Source organism: Chitinophaga rhizosphaerae (genome assembly GCF_003958645.1).
GTDB lineage: Bacteria > Bacteroidota > Bacteroidia > Chitinophagales > Chitinophagaceae > Chitinophaga > Chitinophaga rhizosphaerae.
On sequence record NZ_RXLO01000012.1, the window covers coordinates 71,890 to 95,011 of the forward strand.

The window sequence follows — 23,122 nt, forward strand, 5'->3', positions numbered from 1 at the left end:
TTTTATTTGTTTTATGAAAATGATACGCTACTCTTTCCTCTGCTGCGCCCTGGCCGCAGCCGCGCCCGCGATGGCGCAAAACGCCCGCGTGGTTTTGCCGGGCTTCACGGCTTACGCCGACCCCGCCGAAACCGGCGTGGATATCTCCGGCAGGAACGGGGTTGTGCGGTGGACAGACAGTTCCAACACCGTCCATTTCTGGTTCCACGCCGCCAACACCGGCTCCCTGAAACTGGGGCTCCAGGCAAAAGCCGACGCTCCCGCCAGCCTGACCGTTTCCGTCAACGGTGCGGAAAAAACCGTACAAGTGCCTGCCGGTGCGGATTACGCGGATATTCCCGTGCTGTCTACCAAACTCAAAAAAACCGGATTTTACGATATCGCCCTCAAAGGCGCCTCCAAACAAGGTAATGTGTATGCCGACGTGAAAGGCGTCACCCTCGAAGGCCCCGCCACGAAAGACATCCAGTTCAACCCCAAACCCTGGCGCCGCTCGGCTTCCGTCCATCTCAACTACACCGCCCCCGAGGGCAAAGACGTGGAATGGTTCTACGGCGAAATCAAGGTTCCCGAAGGGCAGGACAAAATCGGTACCTACTTCATGTCTTGCGGATGGCACCGTGGTTATTTCGGGATGCAGGTCAACGGCCCCGATGAAAGAAGGATCATTTTCTCCGTGTGGGATTCCGGCAAGGAGCCCGATAGCCGCGATAAAGTAGCTTACGAAGACCAGGTGACGCTCCTCGCCAAAGGAGACTCCGTGATCGCGCACGGTTTCGGCGGCGAAGGCACCGGCGGCCATAGCCATTGGGTGTACAATTGGAAAGCCGGCCAAACCTACAAATTCCTCATGCACGCGGTCCCCAAAGGCACTACCACACAGTATTCCGCGTACTTCTTCGTGCCGGAGCACAACGAATGGAAACTCATCGCCTCGTTCCGCGCGCCGAAAGACGGAAAATACATGGGCCATCTCTACTCCTTCCTCGAAAACTTCAGCTTCGAGAACGGGCACGTATACCGCAAAGGCTATTACGGTAACCACTGGATCAAAACACCCCAGGGAGAATGGATCGAGCTGACGAAAGCACGCTTCACCAACGACGCTACCGCCCGCGCCAAAGACCGCCTCGATTTCGGCGGCGGCTCCGAAAACGGGATGTTCTACCTCTGGACCGCCGGATTCGTGCCCGCCGATGCCAAACTGGGCGACAATTTCGAGCGCCCCGCCATTGGAAAGGCGCCCCTCATCGAACTGCCCAACTTCTAGTAAATCAACGCTTCAGATACGAAAAGCCCCCGGTTCCGGGGGCTTTTTCATACGCCAAAACGTAAAATAAACTTGTCACGATGTAAAATATGCTTGACTTTATGTAAAAAGTACTTAACTTCATTGCATAAACACCCTGTATATGAAATCAAAATTCCTCCTTCCGCACCTGTACAAAAAAATAGGCTGGTTCGTTTCCCTGCCTTTTATCTTTCTCGGCTTTTCCTGGACTTATTTAACTGAATCGGATTCCAAATTTGCAAGCATGGTTGGCAAACAAATTGGCCGCGCGGTCGGCGACTATTCAGACGAAATCATCTCTGTCGGGATTTTCATCGGCCTGCTGCTCATTTCGTTCAGCCGGGAAAAAGATGAAGACGAATACATCAGCAAAATACGGCTGGAATCCTTACAGCTGGCCGTTCTCGTGAATTACATCCTGCTCATCCTGGCAACGGTGTTCATTTACGATATGGCCTATTTCAATGTGATGATTTACAATATGTTCACCATCCTGCTCATTTTCATCATCCGTTTCCACTACCTTCTCTTCCGCCAAAAAAGATCTTTAACATGAAGAACAACATCAAAGTAGAACGTGCGCGGATGAACCTTACGCAAGACGAACTCGCGCGGCTGACAGGCGTTTCCCGTCAAACCATCAATACCATCGAATCCAATAAATACGTGCCTTCCACCATTCTGGCCCTGAAGATTGCCAAAGTTTTTTCCAAACCGGTCGAAGAGATTTTCTTCCTGACCGAAGAGGATTGAACGGTTAGTCAATGTTGGTAATCCGGCCCGGCCGCCGTTGTGTCACTCACTTCGGCGGCCGTTCTTTTTTCATCTTTTTCAAAAATTGTACATTAGCAGAAATTCCCCCGGTATGGCCAAAAACCCGATTCTGCCCATTGCGGACGCGATCAATCCTTTCAAGATCCGCAAAAAGCGATTGATGAACTTCAATCCCGTAACGGCCGTTTCTTCCCGCAAGCCTGTTGACCATGTCCGGATTACGGTATACGAATACGACAGCGGGTATTTCCACGAAGAAACCACCGGCAGCGTATCCGATTGTTTCCGCTTCGCCGAAACCGACACCAAAAAATGGATCAACATAGACGGGATCCGTCGCGAAGAAGTAGAATCCATCTGCCGGCATTTCAACATCCATTTCCTCCTCATGGAAGATATCATGAGCGAAGGCCAGCGCGCCAAGATGGACGAAATCGGCAATAACCTGTTCTGCCTCCTGCCCATGTGCTATTTCAAAACAGAAAGCTCGGCTGTAGATATCGAACAGGTGAGCCTGGTGCTGGGTAAAAACGTGGTTATCTCCTTCCAGGACGATCCCTACCGCGATGTGTTCAACCCCATTCGCGAGCGCCTGCGCACCGATGGCACCAAACTCCGCCTTTCCGGCTCCGATTATTTACTCTACGCCCTGCTCGATGTCATCGTCGATAATTATTTCATGGTGATGGACCATCTGGGAGACCGTATCGAACTGATGGAAGATATCATTCCCCGCCAGCCCAACAACCGCACGCTCGCCCGCGTCAATTACCTGCGCCGCGAGCTCATGGAATTCAAGCGCGGCATCGCGCCCGTGCGCGACCTGATGAACGGGCTGCTGAAATCCGAAAACGCTTTACTGGAGGAGAATACGGGGAAATATTTCAAAGATGTTTCCGACCACATCATCCAGGCGGTAGACCTTGCCGAGAGCTACCGCGATATGATCATCAACCTGCAGGAACTATATCATGCGCAGATGAACCAGAAGATGAACGAAGTGATGAAGGTACTAACAGTGGTGACTACACTCCTTGCGCCCATGACCGTGATCACGGGGATTTACGGGATGAATTTCGATCACATGCCGGAATTAAAAAACCCCAACGGTTACTTTATAACCATTGGGGCGATGATTTGCATATTTGTGGGGATGATCCTTTTCTTCCGCAAGCGCGGATGGTTTTGATCATTTTTTCTTGTAGACCGGAACGGTGGAGCAGGGTTCCCCGTACATGAGGCTTTTCACGACCGGCCGGAGTTTCCGCGTGATTTCCACATACGCGGCTTCGGGTACGGCTTTATCCGCACAACCTTTGATGATGACGCGCAGATCGTTGAATTCGTTTGCGTCGATCGCCGCTACTTTTTCCAGGAAAATCGTGTTGCGGAGCGAGGTTTCGTCGCCGTAAGCCACGCGGGCCGCAACGGGCTCGAGGTAGGCGGCGGGGAGCATGTACGCCCAAAACGGGATGATGGCATCCGCGGTGCAGGTGATGGTCACGGCTTTTCCGCGGTATTGTTCCCAATCATGCGCCTGCAGCGCGGCGCGGTAATCCTTTTCCTTCAGGATGAGCTCCATGAACAGGTAATCTTTCAGGTCGAATACGATGATTTCTTCCTTGGGATAATATTGTTCGAGATCTATGGTGACGAGCGCGCTTTGCGCTACTTTATTTACTATTTCTTCCATACTGCAAATTTACGGATTTTATGGGAAGCCCGTTCCCTGGTGCCGGCGCGCCCAAACCTGCATAAAAAACCTCATGCGTTGGCCAATCTCCGCTCCTGCTTTGGGTTTCAGGCACAAAAAAGGCCGGGCTTGCGGCCCGGCCTTTTGCTATCAGGATTTCCTAAAATCAGTTGGAGCGGAAGAACGCTGCGCGGTTGTCTTTCACGTTGCTGTTCTTCTTCAGTACAGACTGGAACAGCTGCTGCTGCACCAGTTGCTGCATGGCGCCTTCGAATGCCTGGCTTTGCTGGCCGTATTCGAGGTTGCCGATACCGGATTCGGTGTAGTTGTTTACATGGATCACGAACACGCCAGCCTGGCCCTGGATGGGAGCCGAAACTTTAGCGGTGCCCCATGCTTTGTTGAACGCTGCGCCGATTACGCGGGGCTCGAAGTTAAGTGCCGGCGCGTAAGAAGAGGAGAAGTTCAGGCCTTCGGCGGTCAGCACCGGCTGGTTGGTAGCTTTGGCAGCTGCGTCCAGGTTGGCGGGTGCGCCGATTTTAGCGATGATCTGGTCCGCTTTTTTCTGCTTGCGGACTTCAGCTTCTACGGTAGGACGAACTTCGTCGAGCGGAGCGGTCCCTTTTTCGCGGATGCTGGTCAGAACGGCTACTACGAAACGGTCTTCGAGGGAGAACACGCGGCTAACGTCGTTCTTATTGGCGCTGTAAGCCCAGTTAACGATTTCGCGGGCGGAGCCGAGGCCGGGCAGTACGAAATCCATCGGCTGGATGTTTTCAGCGATTTTTTTGTTCAGTCCTTTCTGCTGGATCGCTTTTTCGAATTTGTCGCGGCTGGTGTTGGCAGAAGCGAATTCGTTGGCTGCGGTCAGCATATCGTTGCTGGATGCGGAGCTGGCGTCTACCCGCTTACCGAGGTAAGCGATTTTGAGGGCCGGTCCTACATTCTTTTGTTCCATGATTTTTACCACGGCGTAACCGATGGGGAGTTTCACCGTTTTCACGGCGCCGGTGGCACCGTCGAACGCGAAGGTTTTCACCTCGGCCAGTTCGGCGGGCATATCGGTGTGTGGGGCCAGGGTAACTTCGCCGCCGGTTTGTTTGGCGTTGGGGTCCTGGCTGATGGCGGTGGCGATGGCTGCGATGTCTCCGCCGCCGCGAACTACCGCTTCAACGCTGTCTGCCCGTTTTTTGGCGATGGAATCTGCGCCCTGTTGAGCGAAGATGAGCACCTGGCGCAGTTTCACGGTGTCGGCCATGGTCTTGCGGTCGATCATTTTCGCGTATACCAGCATGTTGCCGTCGAGGTAAGGACCGAAGGTCGCGCCTTTGGGCAGGTCGATGATGGAATCTTTGTTCGGCACCTGGATGGCGCTGCGGGAAACGTAACCGTCGTATTGGTTATACTCGGAGTTCAGTTTTACGAATTGTGCCACATCGGGGGTGGTGTCCATTTCCGCTTTCAGCTTCTGGATATCGGCCAGTGCGGCCGCGGAGTCGGTGCTGGTGGGGATTACGTCGAAGGAAACGTATTCCAGTTTGCGGCCTTCCGGAACTTCGAACATCCCTTTGTTATCCTGGATGTATTTGTTGAGTTCTGCGTCGGAGGGTTTGATGGTGCTATCCGGGATGGTGGAGTACGGAACCTGTACGTAACCGATGTTGGCTACTTTGGCGGCATCTTCCTGTTGCTGTTTGGCCAGCCACTTGGGATAATAGATACCTTTATTAATTAAGGAATAGTATTTCAGATTTTGCTGATATTCTACGATGGCCTGGTCGAACTGCAGGAGTTGCGCGCGCATGTTGGGATCCTGCTTGGCGGCCTGGTTGAACTGTTGGATAACGGAGGGGTCGAATTCGCCGGTTTCGCGGTTGGCGAATTGCTGGCGGACCAGGGGGTGCGGGTTGTTTGCGCTGAAGGCGTCCACCAATTCCCGATCGGTAACTGTAATGCCCAGGGCTTCGTACTGCTCGGTCATGATGTTTTCACGGAGGAAGCCGTTCCAGGCCTCTTCGCGGAAATACTGCTGCGCTTCTTCATCGAAAGTCTGGCCCGGCATGCGCTGGCGCATCTGCTCGGTCGTGAATTCGATACGGCGCTGATAGTCGGTGTTGGTCAGCTCCACACCGTTTACTTTGCCTACAACATTAGACTGGCCCATGCCAGATCTGCCAAAGAATACGTCCTGCAATAAAAAGCTCACGATGGCCAGGCAGATCAATACGATGATCCAGACAGCGTATTTGTCCCTGATTTTCTGAATAACTGACATATAATATATTGTCTGATTTTAAGAGGTAGCAAAAATAGAATAATTTAATTGTAACTGCAAAATAGCTTTTATTCCCCCAAAAGCCAATACAGTAAAGGGTTTGAGCGATTCAAGGAGGGGTGGTTTTTATCCTTCATTCACACATTATCCACATTTCATAAAGTTTTAATGCACAGGTACCGGTTGTTATCAATCAGGTTTAGACGGCCGCTGATGTAGAGTTTCGGGAGAATTTTTTCGCGGAACGCAGGTGGCGGTTATCCACAAAATAAGGAATACCTCGATATAATCCACAACAAATTGTGTATTAATCGACCCTAAAAACTGAAAACACAAGAAAATTTCGGGGTTTTCGCGATTTCAGAAAAAGTGGCCTCTTTTTCCACAAATCCTGTGTATAAACCTGTTGCTAAGGCTGTTTTTTGTGGGAAAAGCCACCGTTGGACGGAGGTAAAACTAAATTTGTTTTTCTGCCCAACTCCGGTCCGGGAAAAACCGATGTGAAAAACCCGGTTGTTTTAACACTTTCTTAATATCCGGCCGTCAAAAAAGATATTCAGCAAAACTGTTGTCAACACTGTGGATAAACGAGGTCAAATTCAGCAGGGGCGCGGATTACGGTTGTTAATTTCGTGTGAATAGCGGACAGGAAAATAATAACAACTACATTTGTATCAGGAGGGAAAAACAAGTTTCCCCCAAATTCACACCCCTAATAGTAGTGGGCTTTTTCTTCTTTTTAAAAAGAAAATTTAATCTATAGCTATGTTTACGGAGTTAACGGAAGCAAAAAAAAATTTGCAGAAAAAGGGATTTCTGGATATGGAGGTGGACGTACGCCTGGATCTCTTCGCTGAAATCGAGCGGCTCAAAAAGGAAAAAAACGCCATCATCCTGGCGCATTATTACCAGGAACCCGATATCCAGGATGTGGCCGATTATATCGGAGACAGCCTGGGCCTCAGCCAGCAGGCCGCCAAAACCGATGCAGACATCATCGTTTTCGCGGGCGTTCACTTCATGGCTGAAACCGCAAAAATCCTCAGTCCACAGAAAAAAGTGCTCCTCCCCGATCTCAAAGCCGGCTGCTCGCTGGCCGACAGTGCCCCTCCGGAGCTCTTTGCGCGCTTCAAAGCACAGTACCCAGACCACCTGGTCATCTCGTATATCAACTGCTCAGCGGGCATCAAAGCCCTGTCTGACATCATTTGCACCAGCTCCAACGCCGAAAAGATCATCGAGGCGGTTCCCAAAGACCAGCCCATCATCTTTGCGCCAGACCGTAACCTCGGCTCCTATCTCGTGAAGAAAACCGGCCGCGACATGGTTTTATGGAACGGCGCCTGTATGGTGCACGAGATTTTCAGCCTGGAAAAAATCACCAAGCTGAAAGTGCGCCACCCCAATGCCAAGATCATCGCGCACCCGGAATGTGAAGCCCCGGTATTGGCGATCGCGGATTTCATCGGGTCTACGACGGGACTGCTGAAGTTCACCCAGCGCGACGATGCGAAGGAATACATCGTGGTGACCGAAACCGGGATTTTGCACCAGATGCAAAAGGAAAATCCGGACAAGACTTTCATTCCCGCGCCGCCGAACAACGCGTGCGCCTGCAACGATTGTCCGCATATGAAACTCAACACCCTGGAAAAGCTGTATCTCTGCATGGAGTACGAACAGCCGGAAATCACGATGGACGAGCAGTTGCGTATTGCAGCGAAGCGCCCGATCGACCGGATGCTGGAGATCAGCGCACAGGCCGGGCTTTAAGTTCTGTACCGTATTCAAAAGCCGCATTCCCGGGAATGCGGCTTTTTTTGTCTGCATGGATTTGAATAACAATTTTATACATGTTATGACTCTTCTGCTGTAGCGCTTTTCGGGAAAAACTGATGGATTTACCGTCAAAATGCCTGATGATTTTTCCACATGAATAACTATTCCTTTTGTCCAGCCGCGGGATCAGATACATTTGCCGCTTCGGAAATTCCGTAATCGCTTCTTTGGGAGTGAGTTGCGGGATTTTTGAATTGCGCCGGTGTCCGGAGCCGGATAATTTTTTCTGAAAGATTTTTCGGGATGGAGAAGTTATGTCTTTTTGGGACGAAGGTTTTCGGTGGATGAAGTGATAGATTCATGCGCTGATGTTTTGTTTCGTGGGATTTTTTCCGCCGATGATTTTTCCGCTGGGTTTTTCTGAAAGCATTTTCGGGTTGGAGAAGGTATGTTCGTTCGTGAATGATGGTTTTGATGTGTGCACGCACCAGGACGAATGCGCGAATGGTTTTTCCGCCGATGAGGTTTTATGGGGAACGTTTTTTCTGAAAGACTTTTCGGGATGGGGAAGCTATGTCTTTTCGTGATTGAAGATGTGCGTTTCATGAAGTGATAGATTCATGTACGAATTGATATCGATCGCGGAGGAATAGGTTCCGCTGAAGGGTCGTTGTTTTTTCTGAAGATTTTTCGGACTGGAGAAGGTATGCCTGCCTGAATCTGATGGCTGGTTAGCGTAGTGATAGATTCGTTGACGGGGTGATCGGATGATGCCAGGCAGCATTTTCCGCTGATGAATTTTTGAGATGGGGACAAGATGGCTGGAAATTTTTCGGGATGGAGATGGATGTCCTAGCACGAAGGAGGATCTGTTTATATAGTGATAGATGTATGAACAGATTTTTGATTGCGCAGGTTTTTCTCCGCCGGAGCATTTTCGGGCGTTGACTTTTTCTGAATATAATTCGGGTAGGGGATCGTTTGTCTTAGGGTGATCGCTGATCTGTTCATTATATATATGGACAGTGATTGCGACATCGAAAGGATCTACTTGCCTGACTCATTTTCGGGAATAGATTTTTTAGGTCAATTTCAGGATGGAGAAATGATTTCTTTTCGGATGGATGCTTCATTTTGTGTGGTGATAGACGCATGGGATGAGCGACGGATTTCGGGGAGGTTTTTCCGCTGAATTTGTTCCAGGACATATGGGATTTTTCTGAAAGCATTTTCGGGATGGAGTAGTTATATCTCCGCTCCTTTGCCGGGTGGTATGTAGTGATAGATGCAGGCGCCTGGGTATTGGGGGATGGATGGATTTTATTCCGCTGAATTTGTATGGATGAAGAGCGAATTTTTTCTGAATGGATTTCGGAACGGGGAAGTTATGTCTTTCCGGATCAGTGACTGTTGCTTTTGCTACTAAGAATGAAAGTGCGGTTGCTGATGGAATGGATGGATTTTCTGCCGTCGGGTGCATGCAGGGGAAAGGGATTTTTTTCTGGAAGGAATTTCGGACTGGAGATGTATTGTCTCTTCGTGAAAGTTAGAAGTTTGAAAGTGGTTTTTCTTTCTGAGAAGATTTTTCTTTTCCGTAAAGATCTTTGAAGCGAATGGAATATTTGTCGGAATGTAATTCGGTTGATATATCGATTGTGGGGAATACACATAATAATATATAGGTGCATTTTCTCCTGGTTCTATATCGCGATACTTTTCGATGGGGGTTGCTGGGTGAGGGTACTTAATAATATAATGTAGTATTTCTTTGAAAGCTTTTAGAAATAGGCTGCTTCTCTCCTACCCAATAAAAAAAGGCCATCTCAACGAGATGGCCAAAGATCTTATAACGGTGGAGTTATTATTATACGGCAACTTCTTCAACCCAAATATGATCGGCTTCGGTTTTACGGAGTGAAAGATTGTAGCCGGCTACGATGATGCAAATAGGATCTCCCAGCGGCGCTATCTTTTCTACTTTTACCGTTTCCCCCGGAACACATCCCATTTCCATGAGTTTTATATGAAGGTCGCTTTTCTCGAATTCCCGGATTACCGCACTTTTACCAAGGGTGAGGGAAGAAAGTTTAATCATATTTTCTTGTTGAGCGAGTTAAAACCATTCTGTGACTGCTGTCTCAGCTATTACGGGGCAAAGGTACCGCTCAACAGCCATAATGCAAAAAAAGGCCACTGCCGAAAGGCTTTTTCACCATAATTTTACACAATGGCTATCAATTTTACATTACACGAGGTGAAAGTCCAGTTGAAAGAGCGTACCCGGCTGAAGGCTTTCTTGAAGGAGCTCTTCAGGCGTGAGGGACAGGGTTTGAAGAACTTGCATTACGTTTTTTGCTCGGATGATTACCTGTTAACGATCAACCAGGAGTTTCTGCAGCACGATACTTATACGGATATTGTCACTTTCGAGCTTTCGGAGAATCCGGAGATTACCGAGGGGGAGATCTACATTTCCATAGATAGGGTACGTGAGAATGCTGCGAAGTTCAAGGTATCGGAGAACTACGAGCTGCACCGCGTAATTTTCCACGGTGCGTTGCATTTATGTGGTTTTCGGGATAAATCCAGGAAAGAGGAGGCGATCATGCGTGAAAAGGAGGATGAGAACCTGAAACTGTACTTTGAATCCTGATATAGATTGCCATGTTCCACGTGGAACATCTAGTTCAAAGGCATGTAGCTCCCAATTGGGAGCTTTTTTTATGTATATAGTTTGATTTTGGCACCCGGGGCCCGTGTAGCAAATCGTGAATGATACTGTTTCGCTATGCGTGACTTTTATGGTTGATTACGCGGAATTGCTGCATTTATTGTTGTTTGACTTCTGAGTATAGAGGTAATTGTATTCGCAAGGGATTTCTTATTGGTAGGAGAATCAGATTACGGATATAATTCGTGTGAACTGAACGAGGGCCGGTTTACCCCTGCCCTTTCCTGGTATATCTCAGACGCTGTTTACGACCAATCTTGTGCTGTAAGATTTTCAGCTGGTTCTGTAATTGTTGTTCCAGTTTGAATCTGCGTCTTTAAAGACTGGAAATACATTTCTTGTCGCATTATTATGTTCAAACCAGCAGTATCTATTCTTGAATGGATCTTCACCATTGTTTGGAAAAGGGAATGTTTATCGCTAATACCTTATGACACCCCCATTTTTGGGTTTGATTGTTTGCCTCGCCGGTTCATCTGTTGATAAAGTTTACCTTTTACATTGCTTTGCCAGGTAATTAGTGATTCCGCTGTGGAGTTTGTAACCTGCAATGCCTTGAATCTCGTTATGCTGCCTGAAATAACAACTTGTGATGGAATGGGGCAATGTGTCGTGGTTATTTGCCGATATCTGGTTCTTTTTCTTCTATGTTTTGTTGTTGAATTGGCAATGCAAGGTGTTTTATTGCGGGATTTTTGATAAAAGTCTTCAATTTCCCTTGCTGATTAGGTTTTTGACATCCTTTTGAAGGGAAATCATACTCATGGTCATCGTTTCTGTAGTAGTTGGGAGTATGGAGGGTTTGTTTTCTTCATTCCCAGGTCAAAAGTGGATTCCGCATGTGGAGTTTACCAGGCGGTATGGCGAATAATGATTTTGTTTTTTTAGAAATGGCGCTGTTTTCTTGAAGGTATTAGACGTACGCGAATTCTATGGATGTTAAATCCGCTGTTTAGCCTAAGACAAGGGTCTATCCTTCCGAAATTCTATGTTCCACGTGGAACATACTTCGTGTTTGGACTTCAATGTTAGGTTTGGCCTGCATTTTTTTCTGTTTGTTCCGCAGTTTAACAATATGTATCGTGTTGGATATTGAGTAGTGGGTAGTTCAGCCATTACTATTGGAAGAATTGCATCTTGACGCAACTTTTAATCCGGTTTGATGGGGCAGCATGTATTTACTTGGTAGGGGCATAGTCTATGGATGGTTTGGGAGTTGAGAATACGTAGTTTAAATGTTCCACGTGGAACAATCTTGAGATTCATCTCACTAAATGGCCTGAGATACACGCGAGTCTTTGGTTTTTTGGTGGATTGATGCTATATCGGCAGTTTTGAGATAAAAATGTGCGCTTTTGGAGCGAGCGTTGTGATGTTTTTCTTTTTTACCTCTATTTAGGATGGGTTAAGGTATACCTCCTGGTTTCTGATACGCCCAGAGATGTGTAACGAAAGAAATGTTGATCTATGGAGGCGAAATTTGATGAAGGATATATACTGTACAGGGTTTTCTTCCCAGGTAGGAGTTTTTTTATGTGCTTTCAGGCATTATTTATAGTCTATTAGTGAATATGGGCAATAATTATGGGACAATCCTTTCAATTGGAGCGCTTTTACCTTCTTTCCGAGCTTGGGATAATTATGTCGGCCATTAGCGTACCGCGTTTATCCAGATGTGGGGATTATGGCGGGTGGTTTGGTATAGTGCATCGAAGACTTTTATGTTCCACGTGGAACATAGGTGGGTTTTACTATTTAAAGCCGCGGGAATGCATGCTTTTCAAGGAATTATAGGGTAAAAATGATGTTTGGATTATAAAAACTTATGTTCCATGCGGAACTTGGGTGGGTAAATGTATGAATCGGTGAGGTTAGGATGAATTCGGGGCCGGAGGGCTTTTGGGGATTACGCCGATGATTTTCAAAGGTCTTTCCTGTATTATAGTGATTTGACCACAGGTTTACTTTGAGGAATGTAGCATTTTGGGAGGGATCGTCGAGCGCAGTACGGGGAAAACGTTTGGTAGGGTGAGGCCTTGAATATAGGGTATACGCGTAAGGGGGTGTTATGATGGATATAGCGGTTTTTCGTATGCTGCTTCCAGGAGGGATTCATACCGTGGTAGTGTATTGTTCTTTATTTTACTACCTGCAGGTTTAATAAATAGGTTGGTATTAAGGGCTTGAATGAATCCGCTTCCTCTTATTCAGGGAGCTTCCAGCTTGGGTAGAGCGTCCATATTTCGAAGGAATAAGCATTCTTCGCTCCGTATGATAAAGATGTGGTTCCTTTTTGCTTTGTATATCTAAAGCATGTCTGCTATACCCCACAACTCTTGACTTTCCTCCCCTTCATTTGGAGATTCCTTATAGCAAATGTCAAAAGGGCTTCCTGTATTCCTTAAGCAAGTTTTCGATGTACCCCACCCCGGCGGGTAACATTCTCCATAAATCAGCCCTTACCGCAGGTACATCTATTCAGCAAAGGCTACAATGACTCCAGGAAAACCCTGAGGCCCCGAACCCAGGACAAAACCCAGGTGAAATCAAAAAAATAGTACCTATAAATACCTTATTAAATATACCTTTTCAATCTTTTATTATTCGGAAACCACCCCGATCCCCTTACTGCACGTTGTTACAATCATACTATAATCGACCTGGCCATACCACGACACCAGAAAGTTCCTGCAAGACCATCTCGCATCCCGTCAAGGGAATCTCCTTTCTAACCGAAAGTCAGACAAAGACCATATCACACCGCGGCCCCCAACTTCTACCCTGTCCATCAATCTTTTGCCTTAACTTTGCACTTTCAAAATTCAAATATGTTCCCTGTTTACGATGTTATTGTAGTTGGTGCCGGACATGCGGGCTGTGAAGCCGCCGCTGCCGCCGCCAATATGGGTTCCCGGGTGCTCCTCGTTACCATGAATATGCAGACGATCGCGCAAATGAGCTGCAACCCCGCAATGGGTGGCATCGCCAAAGGCCAGATCGTTCGTGAGATTGATGCCCTCGGAGGCTACTCCGGTATCGTGACCGACCAGTCCATGATCCAGTTCCGCATGCTCAACCGTAGCAAAGGCCCCGCCATGTGGAGCCCCCGCACACAAAACGACCGCATGCTCTTCGCCGCCAAATGGCGCGAAGCCCTGGAAAATACCCCGAACGTAGATTTCTACCAGGATATGGTGAAAGCGCTTATCATTAAAAACGGTAGATGCCAGGGCGTAATCACCGGCCTCGGACACGAAATTGCTGCCAAAGCCGTCGTCCTCACTAATGGCACCTTCCTTAATGGCGTCATCCATATCGGCGATAAACAGTTCGGCGGCGGTCGCGTTGCAGAAAAAGCCGCCACCGGAATCACCGAACAATTGGTATCTCTCGGGTTTGAAAGCGATCGCCTCAAAACCGGGACCCCTCCCCGCATCGATGGCCGCTCCCTCGATTACACGAAAATGGAAGAACAAAAAGGCGACGATGAAATCGTTGGCTTTAGCTATATGGACGTAGAAAAGATCCGCCCGGAACAACAACGCTCCTGCTGGATCACCTACACTTCAGAAAATGTACACGAAATACTGAAGACCGGATTCGATCGCTCACCCATGTTCCAGGGAAGAATCCAGGGAATTGGACCCCGCTACTGCCCCTCCATCGAAGATAAAATCAACCGTTTCGCTGAACGCGAACGCCACCAGTTGTTCGTAGAACCGGAAGGATTCAACACCGTGGAAATTTATGTGAACGGTTTTTCGACTTCCCTCCCGGAAGATGTTCAGCTAAAAGCCCTGCGCATGGTGGCCGGTTTTGAGAATGTGAGAATGTTCCGGCCCGGGTACGCGATCGAATATGACTACTTCCCACCCACCCAACTGCAGTTTTCTCTCGAAACGAAACAGGTCGCTAACCTGTTTTTCGCCGGCCAGATCAACGGAACCACCGGGTACGAAGAAGCCGCATGTCAAGGTTTGATGGCCGGCATCAACGCACACCTGAAAGTTACCGAACAGGCGCCGCTCGTTTTGAAACGTAGCGAAGCATACATTGGCGTACTGATCGATGACCTCATCAACAAAGGAACCGACGAACCCTACCGCATGTTTACTTCCCGCGCGGAATTCAGGACCCTCCTTCGCCAGGACAATGCCGACCTCCGTTTGACCGAACGCAGCCACGCCCTCGGTCTCGCAACCGACGAGCGCATGGCCCGCACCCGCGAAAAACTGGAAGGCGTTGAAAAAATAAAATCCATCCTGAAAGAATTACCGCTCGAACCGGAAGAAGCGAACGCCTGGTTACAAGCCAGTGGCTCCGCTCCCCTTACCCAAAAACAACGCGCACACCAAATTTTGCTGCGCCCGGGTATTGATATTTTTTCTATGAAACAGCATTTGCCGAAAGTGGAAAAAGCACTCGAAAACTATTCTAAGGAAGTGCTCGAGCAGGTAGAAATCCAGGTGAAGTACGACGTGTATATCGAAAAGGAAAATGAACTGGTGCAAAGAATGAGTCAACTCGAAGACCTGATGATCCCCGAAACGTTCGACTATTCCAAACTCGTTTCGCTATCGAACGAAGCACGTCAGAAGTTTACGCGTATCAAACCGCGGACCCTCGGTCAGGCAAGCCGGATCAGCGGCGTCAATCCCAGCGACGTACAAATTCTCATGGTCTACATGGGTCGATAGAAAAATATTTTCTCAAGAAAAAAGGAGCGACCGGTTTTTCGGCCGCTCCTTTTTTATGTTCCACGTGGAAAAATGACGATTTCATCCAGAAAATCGTAATTAATTGAAAATCAATAAATTAAAAACATCTCTAAATTTCGATGATCTCGGCATGACTGAGGGGTAAGTATCAAAATCGATAAAAATCGAAAATCGGGGCTAAAAAGCGGGCTATATTTGAATGGGGTATTCTTGAAGAAAAAACGGAACAAGTTTTAACGAAATTTTGCGATAGAGGCAACCTGCGAGCATTGAAAAACGTACATACTGTAGTAACGCCCGAAAAAATTTTTGCCATCCGTTTTCCCGCGGTTTCGGGAAACCCGAATTTTAAAAAAATCAGTGCAAGACATATCAGCAATCATAGCGGGCTGCAAGAACTGGGACCGTTCCAGTCAGGAAGCACTTTACCGGCAATTCTTTGGATATGCCATGGCTATCTGTTTGCGATATGCGAATAACAAAGAAGAGGCGATTGAAATTTTAAACGACGGTTTCTTGAAAATTTTTCACCACATCGATTCTTACGATACGTCCCGACCTTTCAAAAGCTGGTTGAGCAAAATCATGGCAAACACCGCTATCGACCATTTGCGCAGCCGGAAGAAAATCGTTTTTACGGAAGATATCACGCAGGTGTATGAATTGGGGATGCCAGACGAGTATGCCATCAGTAAATTAACATACGAAGAAATTCTCCGATTGGTACAACACCTCCCTCCCGCTTACCGGACCGTTTTCAATTTATACGTGCTCGAAGGATTTCAGCACCAGGAAATTTCAAACATGCTCGGGATCTCGGAAGGAACGTCCAAATCCAATCTGTTTAAGGCGAAGCGGATTCTCAAAGAAAAAATCGAAGCAATCACCTCTATGAATATTTCCGGCCCGGGATCCATCGGTGCCGCCCAACCGTCATGAGCGAACAGTTTGAACATAATATCCGGAAAAAGCTGCAGGATGCAGAAATTCCATTCGAGCCCATGGCCTGGGAGCGAATGGAAAAACTGCTGGACGAACCTAACCGCCGGCGCCCCATCTGGTGGTGGCTGAGCGGGCTTGTGCTCATCCTTGGGCTCGGCGGCTGGTGGTTCTTCTCGCAACAGCATGTGGAAAACCCCGGCGCATCGTCCGAAAATAAAATGGCCAGTCCGGAAGGGAAAAACGAAACGGTGGATAACACCCCCGCTTCCGGAACCGCGAAACTTCCTTCCGCGGATGATGGAAAATTGAATGTGGATAATCCGTCGAAATCGTCCGGATCTCCTTCCACCGATTTCATTTCAAAAGGAGAAAATTCGAATGATGTGGATAAAGGGGCTTCCACCTCCCCTTCCCCTTTTCTAAAAAAAGATATCAGGAAAATGCAGGCTGGGAAAAATGGCATTGCGACAAACGGTACCTCGCAAAACCGGAACAACGACAATCCGGATGTGGATAAAGTGACCAGTTCATCGTTGATTTCTAAAAATGGAAATCCGGATGTGAATAATTCAACAGCCCAATCGATCAACATCGCTCAAAAAAATGGAACGGGAAATCCGGATGTGAATAAGTGGACCGATCCACCCAAAAATATCGATCAAAAAACGATCGAGATCAATTCAGATGTGAATAAGCCTGCGCCCGCAATAATTCCACCCCAAAATCAGGCCGACAAAAAAACGGATGTGGATAAAGGCACCGGAATTACATCAACGCCAGGATTGAACAATCCTTCCGCAGAAACGAAGACGGACTCGGCACAATCAAACCCCGATCCCTGGAAAGCCCCGCGGAGAAAGGGTTTCGAAGGAGGGATTTTCCTCGGGCCGGATGTGAACGCCACCGGGTCTTTCGTGGGCACCAAGATCGGGTTCACCGGCGGCCTCCTGCTCAGGTACCATGTGAATAACCGCTGGTTCATCAGTACCGGCGCCGCCTACACGAAAAAAATGTACGGCGCTTCCCCGGACGAATACAAAGTTCCCGGTCCCGCATATTACATAGACATCGACGCGGATTGTGACGTGATCGATGTGCCGCTCAATTTGCATTACGTTTTTGCAGAACGTCCGACCGGCAGATGGAACGTGAGCGCCGGCGCATCCACGTATTTCATGCTGCGCGAAAAGTATGATTATTACTATACCAACTATCCCAAACGCACCCGCGTATACAGCAACCAAAACCAACACTGGTTTTCCGTCATCAACCTCAGCGCTGGTTGGGAGAAAAACACGAAAGGCCGGTTGAACTGGGGCTTGCAACCTTATGTGAAAATTCCGGCCGGTGGCGTTGGGGAAGGAAAGGTGAAGTTGTATTCCGCCGGCGTCAGCCTGCAGGTCACATTGGGTAAAAAATAAAAGCGGATTATTTTTTCTTCTCGCGAATGTTCTTGTACACCTTGATCGCCACCATGAGCGCGGCGGTAAAAAGGGCAAGGCCGGCCAAGGCCCAAACCGTACTCAGAAAACTTTTCAGGACTACCAGGAAAACGATCGCTACCAGGAAGATCGTGGCCACTTCGTTCCAGACGCGGAGTTGCGTGGAACTGCGTTTGATGACCCCGGCCTGGAGGTCTTTGTAAATGCCGTGAAGGAAAAAGAAATAAAAATACAGGCCGAGCACGAAAGCCAGCTTTATCCACAGCCAAACCGGGATACTGCCTAGCAAAAACGCCATCCATGGACCCAAAATCAACGTCAGCACGGCCGACGGCCAGGTGATCCCGAACCACAACCGTTTCATCATGATCCGGTATTGATCCTGGAGAATGCTGCGACGGGGCTCTTCCATCTCCTCCGCTTCCGTGAAATACACGAACAGCCGCACGATGTAAAACATCCCGGCGAACCAGGTCACGATGAAAATGATATGAAGCGCCTTGATGGTGAGGTACATAATGGCAAAAATAAATAAAAATCACCGGGCGTCCGTCACCCGCCTGGAAAGGGATGAGCGTTGCTCCCGGTCCATGTAAGAATCCTTGCGGCTGTCGCGCGAGAAAGCGTACACGAGCAGCGAAATGAAAATGCAGATGGTCACGTACCAGTAATACCACGATTCATGGCCGATCACTTTGAGTTGGAACGCGATGGTTTCGGCTGTTCCGCCGAAAAGTGCCACCGTTAACGCATAAGGGAATCCCACGCCGAGCGCTCTTACTTCAGCCGGGAACATTTCCGCTTTTACGACGGCGTTGATAGACGTATAGCCGCTCTCGATCACGAGCGCGGCGAGTATCAAAAAGAAGGCGCTCCAGACGGTACCGGCCTGGCTGATGGCTGTGAGCAACGGAACGGTTAAGAGGGTTCCCAACACGCCGAAGCCGATCAGTAAAGGCTTTCGGCCGATTTTGTCGGACAGTTTGCCGAACAGTGGCTGAATGCCGGCGAAGATCAGCACGAGGAAAAACGAAATGAGCGTGGATTCTTCTTTGGACAGTTTCACGGTGTTGACGAGAAACTTTTGCATGTAGGTGGTATAGGTGTAAAACGCGAGCGTCCCTCCCATCGTCAAACCTACAACGGTGAGCACTGCGCGGGGATGATCGCGGAAAAGTGCTTTCACGGAGCCGCGCTCTTTCTTTTTCGTGTAAAGGTCTACGGATTCGTGCATGTTCCGGCGGAGATACAAAGCGGTGATCGCGAGCGCTGCGCCGATAATGAACGGAATGCGCCATCCCCATTCCGCCAATTGTTCCGGAGTGAGGAAAACCCGCTGAAGGAGCATCTGTACGCCGAGCGCGAGGATTTGTCCACCGATAAGCGTCACATATTGAAAGCTGGAAAAGAAACCCCTGCGCGAGGGGTCCGCCACTTCACTGAGGTATGTTGCCGATGTACCGTACTCGCCGCCCACGCTGAGCCCTTGCATAAGGCGCGCCAGCAAAAGCAGCACGGGCGCAGCTACGCCGATGCTGGAAAAAGAGGGTGTACAGGCGATGAGCAAAGAACCGAGCGACATTAATAATACCGACAACGTCATCGCTGTTTTCCGGCCGCGGCGATCGGCGATTGTTCCAAAAAGCCATCCGCCGAGGGGGCGCATGAGAAAACCCACGGCAAAAATGGCGGCGGTGTTTAATAATTGTGCGGTAGGATTGTCTGACGGAAAGAAGACCGGTGCGAAATAAATCGCGAAGGCGGAATAGGCATACCAATCATACCACTCCACGAGATTGCCGACGGAGCCGGTAAAGATTGCTTTCAAACGCCACGCAGTGGTGGCCTGGCGTGGAATGGAATTAGTGGTCATGAATCAAAAATAAATATTTCCCGGACATCCTTTTCTTAACAAACCTTTCACCCCCGGTTTCAACAAAAAAACGAAATTCGGATCATGAGAAAAAGAAGACGGCATCGCCGGAAATGGGCGCGCCAGCAGTTGCGGATAAAGATGTTTTCGGAGGAGCTGACCCGCTTCCGGCAACAACTGGGAAAAGCGCAGCGGGAGCGGAACCGGAAGTTGAATTACCTCGTGGAGCGCATGAACAGGCTCTGGCCCGGGGAATTCGGGTCATGAAACCCACACCGCCGGTAAGCCCATAAACTTTCCATAACGGTTCGCGGCCGTGGCCAGCCGCTCCTCCCCGATCGAAATTCCTTCAAAAGGTATATAAACCATTTCCACCCCGTTTTTCCGGATCTCCCGGCGCCAGGTACCCACGATCTTCCCCTTCGAAATCACCAGATTCGGCAAAATCCCGTTCGGCGGCGAAAGCACCCCAGCCGGCACCCCATCTGCTACCATCGACCGGTCCGCATAACTGATATGATATTCATCGAACCCCGACAGCAACCGCACCTTCGTATCCGGCCTCGCCGCCGTTTCGCCAGGCGTGCGGTAATACGTCTTTTCGCCATATGAAAAACTTTCGAGCGCACTGCCCGCCTCTTCAAACGCCCGCCGGCAGACGGTAATCGGAAATCCGCACCACCACGAAAAATCTTCCGGCGTGGCCGGGCCGCGGCTTTTCAAATATCGTATAGCCAACTCCGTTAGTGGGCCGAAAGAAAGTCGATACGGGAAATCGGGCAACCATTCGTCGAGCAGTACGTACGTGAATTCCTTTCCCCGGCGCGGGCCGCAGCAGATCACCTGCTCCAGGCCGCCCATGGTGAGGAACTGGTTCATGCGGTGGTCGGAAGTGTCGATCCGTTTTTTATCGAGGATGGATTTCAGTTCGTTGCGGGAAAGCGCCTCGCCGTTTTTCAAAACCTCCCGGAAAATTTTGTAGACTTTCGAAAAGGACTCCGCGGTGAGCCCCAACTTTTTCCACTGGCTGCCGCCCTGGATTTTTACCCGAGGAGCTACGAGCGTCGCCATCCAGCGCACATCCTGCGGATGCACGAAATGCAACGTGCCGCGGAGATTCGATATGCGGATGATCTCCCGTTTTTCCAGGAGCTTTTCCACGCCATCGTCGGTCAGGTTTTTACACCGCATCCCGAGCGACCACTTCGCCCCCGCAAAATCCTGCGCTTGCATGGCGCCAATATGCGCAACAACCGATGCCGGCGTTTCGTTGGACGGATTGGCTAAAAACTGTCGCTCGAGGCGGGTGGCGAGCATGGCGGACGGGTTCATTTTCCGAAAGTAAGAAAATCCTGCATGCGGGTAACGTCGATAAAAAAGTGTCCATAAAAAAAGGCGGCCGGAGCCGCCTTTAATTTCAATCCAGCACGTACGGCCAGCGTTGTGGCCGGGTGAGCGTGGCGTTGGCTTGGTCGTCGTTCTGGAAACGTTCTTTCACCGGGTCCCAGAAAAGTTTGCGTTGCAGTTTCATGGCGGTGTGGTTGAGCAGGCAAACCGTACAGGCGCGGTGGCCCACTTCGATCGGCGTGATCGGTTGCTGGCGCGAGCGGACGGCTGCGAGCCAATTGCCATGATGGTCGAGGCTGTCTACGAACCGGATTTCGTTTTCACCGATGATAGAGGAAAGGATTTTTGGGTCGGAGGCATCGAGGGCTTTGCTGTTTTTCGCCTGGCCGGCGGGGTCGTTGGCGGTTGCCGAATAATTCCCGCGGGAAACGAAAATCCATCCATCCGAACCTACGAATTTCACACCGTTGGGATAGCTGTTGCTGGCGAGCACTTTCACGCCGTCTGCATAAATATTTTCCGACTGGAAAGGACCGTGTACGTTCCAGAGGTTCCCGGCGGCGGGGAATTCCGCTTTCGCCGAAATTTCGATGGGGCCGGTATATTCGTACCCCAGTCCCCAGTTCACGATATCGAAATGATGCGCGCCCCAGCCGGTGATCATACCCGCGCCGAACTGTTCGCAGCGGAGCCATCCCGGCCGGCTGAAGTCGTTTGTGGGATGCACGCGCTTGAGGGTGTACGGTACAAAAGGAGTTTCTCCGAGCCAGGCTTCGTAATTCAGTGCTGCGGGAACGGGCATTTCCTTTTCGGGCGTACTCTGGGACGGATCGTCGATGGGCAGGCCTACGTACACGGTATGCACTTTCCCGATCCGGCCATTGCGCACCAGTTCGCAGGCTTTTTTGAACTGCGGCATGGAACGTTGCTGGCTGCCGATCTGAAGGATGCGCCCGGCTTTGTGTACTTCATTACTGAGATACCGGCCTTCCGAAATGGTGAGCGACGCAGGTTTTTGCATGTATACGTCTTTCCCCGCGCGAACCGCCGCCACGGCGGGGATCACGTGCCAATGGTCTGGCGTGGAGATGATGACGGCATCGATGTCTTTGTCGGCCAGGAGCTCCTGGTAATTGTGATAGGCTTTGACGCTGTTGTCTGCCTTCCCGGTTTTTTTGGTGTAATAATCGTTGACGAGTTTTTGCGCGCTGCCGAGGCGTTTGCTGTCGAGGTCGCAAACGGCGATGATGCGGGCGGCATCGTGTTTCCAGACGCCGGGCATATCGTGTTCACGGGAGATGCGCCCGTTGCCGATGGCGCCTACGTTGATGCGGTTACTGGGTGCCAGTGGCCCGCTGATCACGTGTGCCGGAACGATCATCGGGATGTGGGCGAGGGCCACGGTGCCGGCAGCGCCGGTGATTGCGTTTTTGAGGAAGTTCCGGCGCGATCCGCCGCCGGCGTTGTTTTTGGGTCGCATGTGGAATATGATTGAGGGTGATCAGAATCCGATGGAATTGCCGCCGTCTACAGCCAGGCTGGTCCCGGTGATGAAACCGGCCGCTGCGGAAGCGAGGAACACGGCGGCGAGCGCCACGTCTTTCGGTTTGCCCAATTGCTGCATGGGCGTGCGCCCCAGCACACGGTTCTTCCGGTCGGGGTCGTTGTTCAATGCTTTGGCCGACATGTCTGTCTCGATAAAACCCGGTGCGATGCAATTGATCCGTACGCCCCGGGCCGACCATTCCACCGCCATCGCCTTCGTCATCCCTTCCACCGCAGCTTTGGCGGCCGTGTAAGCGATCACTTTCGGGATGCCGTACTTCGCGGCCATGGAACTGATCATGATGATACTGCCCGACCGCCGCTCCGTCATCCGTCTCGCCGCCTCGCGCGACAGTGCGAAAACGGCCTGAAGGTTGGTGCGGAGCACGGTTTCGAATTCGGTATCGGTGACATCGAGCGCATCTTTTTTGAGATGGATGCCGGCGTTGTTGACGAGCACATCCAGCGGGCCGTACGCCGATTCTATCCCGTCTACCAGGTCGGGGATCACGTCGAGCTGCGCGAGGTCGCAAACGATGGTGCGCACATTTCCGCCGATACCGGCAGCGGCGGCATCGAGCACATCGGCACGCCGCCCGGCGATGATCACTTCGGCGCCATATTCGGCGAAGGCACTGGCCACGGCCAGCCCCAGGCCGGAGCCGCCGCCCGTTATCAAGGCTCTTTTTCCTGACAGATCGAAGTCGTGCAT

The 23,122-nt window shown here is 50.1% G+C and carries 19 protein-coding genes; 10 read left to right on the top strand and 9 right to left on the bottom strand.

Annotated features, from left to right (window positions below; translation table 11 throughout):
- The first annotated feature begins 13 nt into the window (after window positions 1-13).
- From EJ361_RS22355 to corA, 4 genes are all read left to right on the top strand, one after another.
- Window positions 14-1,270 carry a DUF3472 domain-containing protein gene (locus tag EJ361_RS22355; RefSeq protein ID WP_126248535.1) on the top strand — a complete coding sequence of 419 codons (1,257 nt, stop codon included), beginning with the start codon at window positions 14-16 and terminating at the stop codon, window positions 1,268-1,270.
- Window positions 1,271-1,535: 265 nt separating this feature from the next.
- On the top strand, window positions 1,536-1,847 hold the full coding sequence (locus tag EJ361_RS22360; RefSeq protein WP_205687084.1) for a hypothetical protein: 312 nt from the start codon (window positions 1,536-1,538) through the stop codon (window positions 1,845-1,847).
- Window positions 1,844-2,044, top strand: coding sequence for a helix-turn-helix transcriptional regulator (locus EJ361_RS22365; protein WP_126248539.1), 201 nt, complete (start codon window positions 1,844-1,846; stop codon window positions 2,042-2,044). The genes EJ361_RS22360 and EJ361_RS22365 overlap by 4 nt, the downstream gene beginning before the upstream one ends.
- A 112-nt stretch (window positions 2,045-2,156) precedes the next feature.
- Window positions 2,157-3,254, top strand: a complete 1,098-nt coding sequence (gene corA / locus EJ361_RS22370; protein WP_126248541.1) for a magnesium/cobalt transporter CorA — start codon at window positions 2,157-2,159, stop codon at window positions 3,252-3,254.
- On the opposite strand, the gene EJ361_RS22375 is transcribed toward corA, so the two are convergent.
- Both EJ361_RS22375 and EJ361_RS22380 read right to left on the bottom strand, forming a co-directional pair.
- Window positions 3,255-3,758 carry a DUF2480 family protein gene (locus EJ361_RS22375; RefSeq protein WP_126248543.1) on the bottom strand — a complete coding sequence of 168 codons (504 nt, stop codon included), beginning with the start codon at window positions 3,756-3,758 and terminating at the stop codon, window positions 3,255-3,257.
- 166 nt (window positions 3,759-3,924) lie between these two features.
- On the bottom strand, window positions 3,925-6,033 hold the full coding sequence (locus tag EJ361_RS22380; protein WP_126248545.1) for a peptidylprolyl isomerase: 2,109 nt from the start codon (window positions 6,031-6,033) through the stop codon (window positions 3,925-3,927).
- Between the two features lie 765 nt (window positions 6,034-6,798).
- Between EJ361_RS22380 and nadA the strand changes: the two genes are divergently transcribed.
- Window positions 6,799-7,806 carry a quinolinate synthase NadA gene (gene nadA, locus EJ361_RS22385; protein WP_126248547.1) on the top strand — a complete coding sequence of 336 codons (1,008 nt, stop codon included), beginning with the start codon at window positions 6,799-6,801 and terminating at the stop codon, window positions 7,804-7,806.
- 167 nt (window positions 7,807-7,973) lie between these two features.
- Here the strand turns inward: nadA and EJ361_RS25700 are convergent, their stop codons facing one another.
- The gene (locus EJ361_RS25700) at window positions 7,974-8,174 is read right to left on the bottom strand and encodes a hypothetical protein (protein WP_164714378.1); all 201 of its coding nucleotides are present in this window, start codon (window positions 8,172-8,174) and stop codon (window positions 7,974-7,976) included.
- A 1,502-nt stretch (window positions 8,175-9,676) separates the two neighbouring features.
- Window positions 9,677-9,907 (bottom strand): FeoA family protein, encoded by a 231-nt coding sequence (locus tag EJ361_RS22390; protein WP_126248549.1) that lies wholly within the window; start codon window positions 9,905-9,907, stop codon window positions 9,677-9,679.
- Between the two features lie 132 nt (window positions 9,908-10,039).
- On the opposite strand from EJ361_RS22390, the gene ybeY reads away from it, so the two are divergent.
- The 4 genes from ybeY (at window position 10,040) to EJ361_RS22410 (ending at window position 17,624) form a co-directional block, all read left to right on the top strand.
- Window positions 10,040-10,465, top strand: coding sequence for an rRNA maturation RNase YbeY (gene ybeY / locus EJ361_RS22395; RefSeq protein ID WP_126248551.1), 426 nt, complete (start codon window positions 10,040-10,042; stop codon window positions 10,463-10,465).
- A 2,906-nt stretch (window positions 10,466-13,371) separates the two neighbouring features.
- Window positions 13,372-15,240, top strand: coding sequence for a tRNA uridine-5-carboxymethylaminomethyl(34) synthesis enzyme MnmG (gene mnmG, locus EJ361_RS22400; protein ID WP_126248554.1), 1,869 nt, complete (start codon window positions 13,372-13,374; stop codon window positions 15,238-15,240).
- Between the two features lie 381 nt (window positions 15,241-15,621).
- Window positions 15,622-16,200 (top strand): RNA polymerase sigma factor, encoded by a 579-nt coding sequence (locus tag EJ361_RS22405; RefSeq protein ID WP_205687085.1) that lies wholly within the window; start codon window positions 15,622-15,624, stop codon window positions 16,198-16,200.
- The gene (locus EJ361_RS22410; protein ID WP_126248556.1) at window positions 16,197-17,624 is read left to right on the top strand and encodes a porin family protein; all 1,428 of its coding nucleotides are present in this window, start codon (window positions 16,197-16,199) and stop codon (window positions 17,622-17,624) included. Before EJ361_RS22405 ends, EJ361_RS22410 begins: the two co-directional genes overlap by 4 nt.
- Before the next feature lie 7 nt (window positions 17,625-17,631).
- Here EJ361_RS22410 and EJ361_RS22415 read toward each other — a convergent pair whose 3' ends face one another.
- Together EJ361_RS22415 and EJ361_RS22420 are read right to left on the bottom strand one after the other, a co-directional pair.
- On the bottom strand, window positions 17,632-18,162 hold the full coding sequence (locus tag EJ361_RS22415) for a CopD family protein (protein ID WP_205687086.1): 531 nt from the start codon (window positions 18,160-18,162) through the stop codon (window positions 17,632-17,634).
- A gap of 21 nt (window positions 18,163-18,183) precedes the next feature.
- Window positions 18,184-19,518 (bottom strand): MFS transporter, encoded by a 1,335-nt coding sequence (locus EJ361_RS22420; protein ID WP_126248560.1) that lies wholly within the window; start codon window positions 19,516-19,518, stop codon window positions 18,184-18,186.
- An 84-nt stretch (window positions 19,519-19,602) separates the two neighbouring features.
- On the opposite strand from EJ361_RS22420, the gene EJ361_RS22425 reads away from it, so the two are divergent.
- Window positions 19,603-19,785 carry a hypothetical protein gene (locus EJ361_RS22425; RefSeq protein WP_126248562.1) on the top strand — a complete coding sequence of 61 codons (183 nt, stop codon included), beginning with the start codon at window positions 19,603-19,605 and terminating at the stop codon, window positions 19,783-19,785.
- On the opposite strand, the gene EJ361_RS22430 is transcribed toward EJ361_RS22425, so the two are convergent.
- From EJ361_RS22430 to EJ361_RS22440, 3 genes are all read right to left on the bottom strand, one after another.
- Window positions 19,780-20,850, bottom strand: coding sequence for a winged helix DNA-binding domain-containing protein (locus EJ361_RS22430; RefSeq protein WP_126248564.1), 1,071 nt, complete (start codon window positions 20,848-20,850; stop codon window positions 19,780-19,782). The two genes, EJ361_RS22425 and EJ361_RS22430, sit on opposite strands and share 6 nt — an antisense overlap.
- Before the next feature lie 85 nt (window positions 20,851-20,935).
- Window positions 20,936-22,345: a Gfo/Idh/MocA family protein gene (locus tag EJ361_RS22435; RefSeq protein ID WP_126248566.1), complete on the bottom strand. Its 1,410-nt coding sequence runs from the start codon at window positions 22,343-22,345 to the stop codon at window positions 20,936-20,938.
- A 21-nt stretch (window positions 22,346-22,366) separates the two neighbouring features.
- Entirely contained in the window at window positions 22,367-23,122 is a 756-nt protein-coding gene (locus EJ361_RS22440) for an SDR family NAD(P)-dependent oxidoreductase (protein ID WP_164714379.1), read from the bottom strand.

What these genes read in the sequence shown, in the direction of transcription:
- EJ361_RS22355 (WP_126248535.1), top strand. Translation starts at nt 14, where the DNA reads ATGAAAATGATACGCTACTCTTTCCTCTGCTGCGCCCTGGCCGCAGCC.
- EJ361_RS22360 (WP_205687084.1), top strand. Translation starts at nt 1,536, where the DNA reads ATGGTTGGCAAACAAATTGGCCGCGCGGTCGGCGACTATTCAGACGAA.
- EJ361_RS22365 (WP_126248539.1), top strand. Translation starts at nt 1,844, where the DNA reads ATGAAGAACAACATCAAAGTAGAACGTGCGCGGATGAACCTTACGCAA.
- corA (WP_126248541.1), top strand. Translation starts at nt 2,157, where the DNA reads ATGGCCAAAAACCCGATTCTGCCCATTGCGGACGCGATCAATCCTTTC.
- EJ361_RS22375 (WP_126248543.1), bottom strand. Translation starts at nt 3,758, where the DNA reads ATGGAAGAAATAGTAAATAAAGTAGCGCAAAGCGCGCTCGTCACCATA.
- EJ361_RS22380 (WP_126248545.1), bottom strand. Translation starts at nt 6,033, where the DNA reads ATGTCAGTTATTCAGAAAATCAGGGACAAATACGCTGTCTGGATCATC.
- nadA (WP_126248547.1), top strand. Translation starts at nt 6,799, where the DNA reads ATGTTTACGGAGTTAACGGAAGCAAAAAAAAATTTGCAGAAAAAGGGA.
- EJ361_RS25700 (WP_164714378.1), bottom strand. Translation starts at nt 8,174, where the DNA reads ATGAATCTATCACTTCATCCACCGAAAACCTTCGTCCCAAAAAGACAT.
- EJ361_RS22390 (WP_126248549.1), bottom strand. Translation starts at nt 9,907, where the DNA reads ATGATTAAACTTTCTTCCCTCACCCTTGGTAAAAGTGCGGTAATCCGG.
- ybeY (WP_126248551.1), top strand. Translation starts at nt 10,040, where the DNA reads ATGGCTATCAATTTTACATTACACGAGGTGAAAGTCCAGTTGAAAGAG.
- mnmG (WP_126248554.1), top strand. Translation starts at nt 13,372, where the DNA reads ATGTTCCCTGTTTACGATGTTATTGTAGTTGGTGCCGGACATGCGGGC.
- EJ361_RS22410 (WP_126248556.1), top strand. Translation starts at nt 16,197, where the DNA reads ATGAGCGAACAGTTTGAACATAATATCCGGAAAAAGCTGCAGGATGCA.
- EJ361_RS22415 (WP_205687086.1), bottom strand. Translation starts at nt 18,162, where the DNA reads ATGTACCTCACCATCAAGGCGCTTCATATCATTTTCATCGTGACCTGG.
- EJ361_RS22420 (WP_126248560.1), bottom strand. Translation starts at nt 19,518, where the DNA reads ATGACCACTAATTCCATTCCACGCCAGGCCACCACTGCGTGGCGTTTG.
- EJ361_RS22425 (WP_126248562.1), top strand. Translation starts at nt 19,603, where the DNA reads ATGAGAAAAAGAAGACGGCATCGCCGGAAATGGGCGCGCCAGCAGTTG.
- EJ361_RS22430 (WP_126248564.1), bottom strand. Translation starts at nt 20,850, where the DNA reads ATGAACCCGTCCGCCATGCTCGCCACCCGCCTCGAGCGACAGTTTTTA.
- EJ361_RS22435 (WP_126248566.1), bottom strand. Translation starts at nt 22,345, where the DNA reads ATGCGACCCAAAAACAACGCCGGCGGCGGATCGCGCCGGAACTTCCTC.
- EJ361_RS22440 (WP_164714379.1), bottom strand. Translation starts at nt 23,122, where the DNA reads ATGCACGACTTCGATCTGTCAGGAAAAAGAGCCTTGATAACGGGCGGC.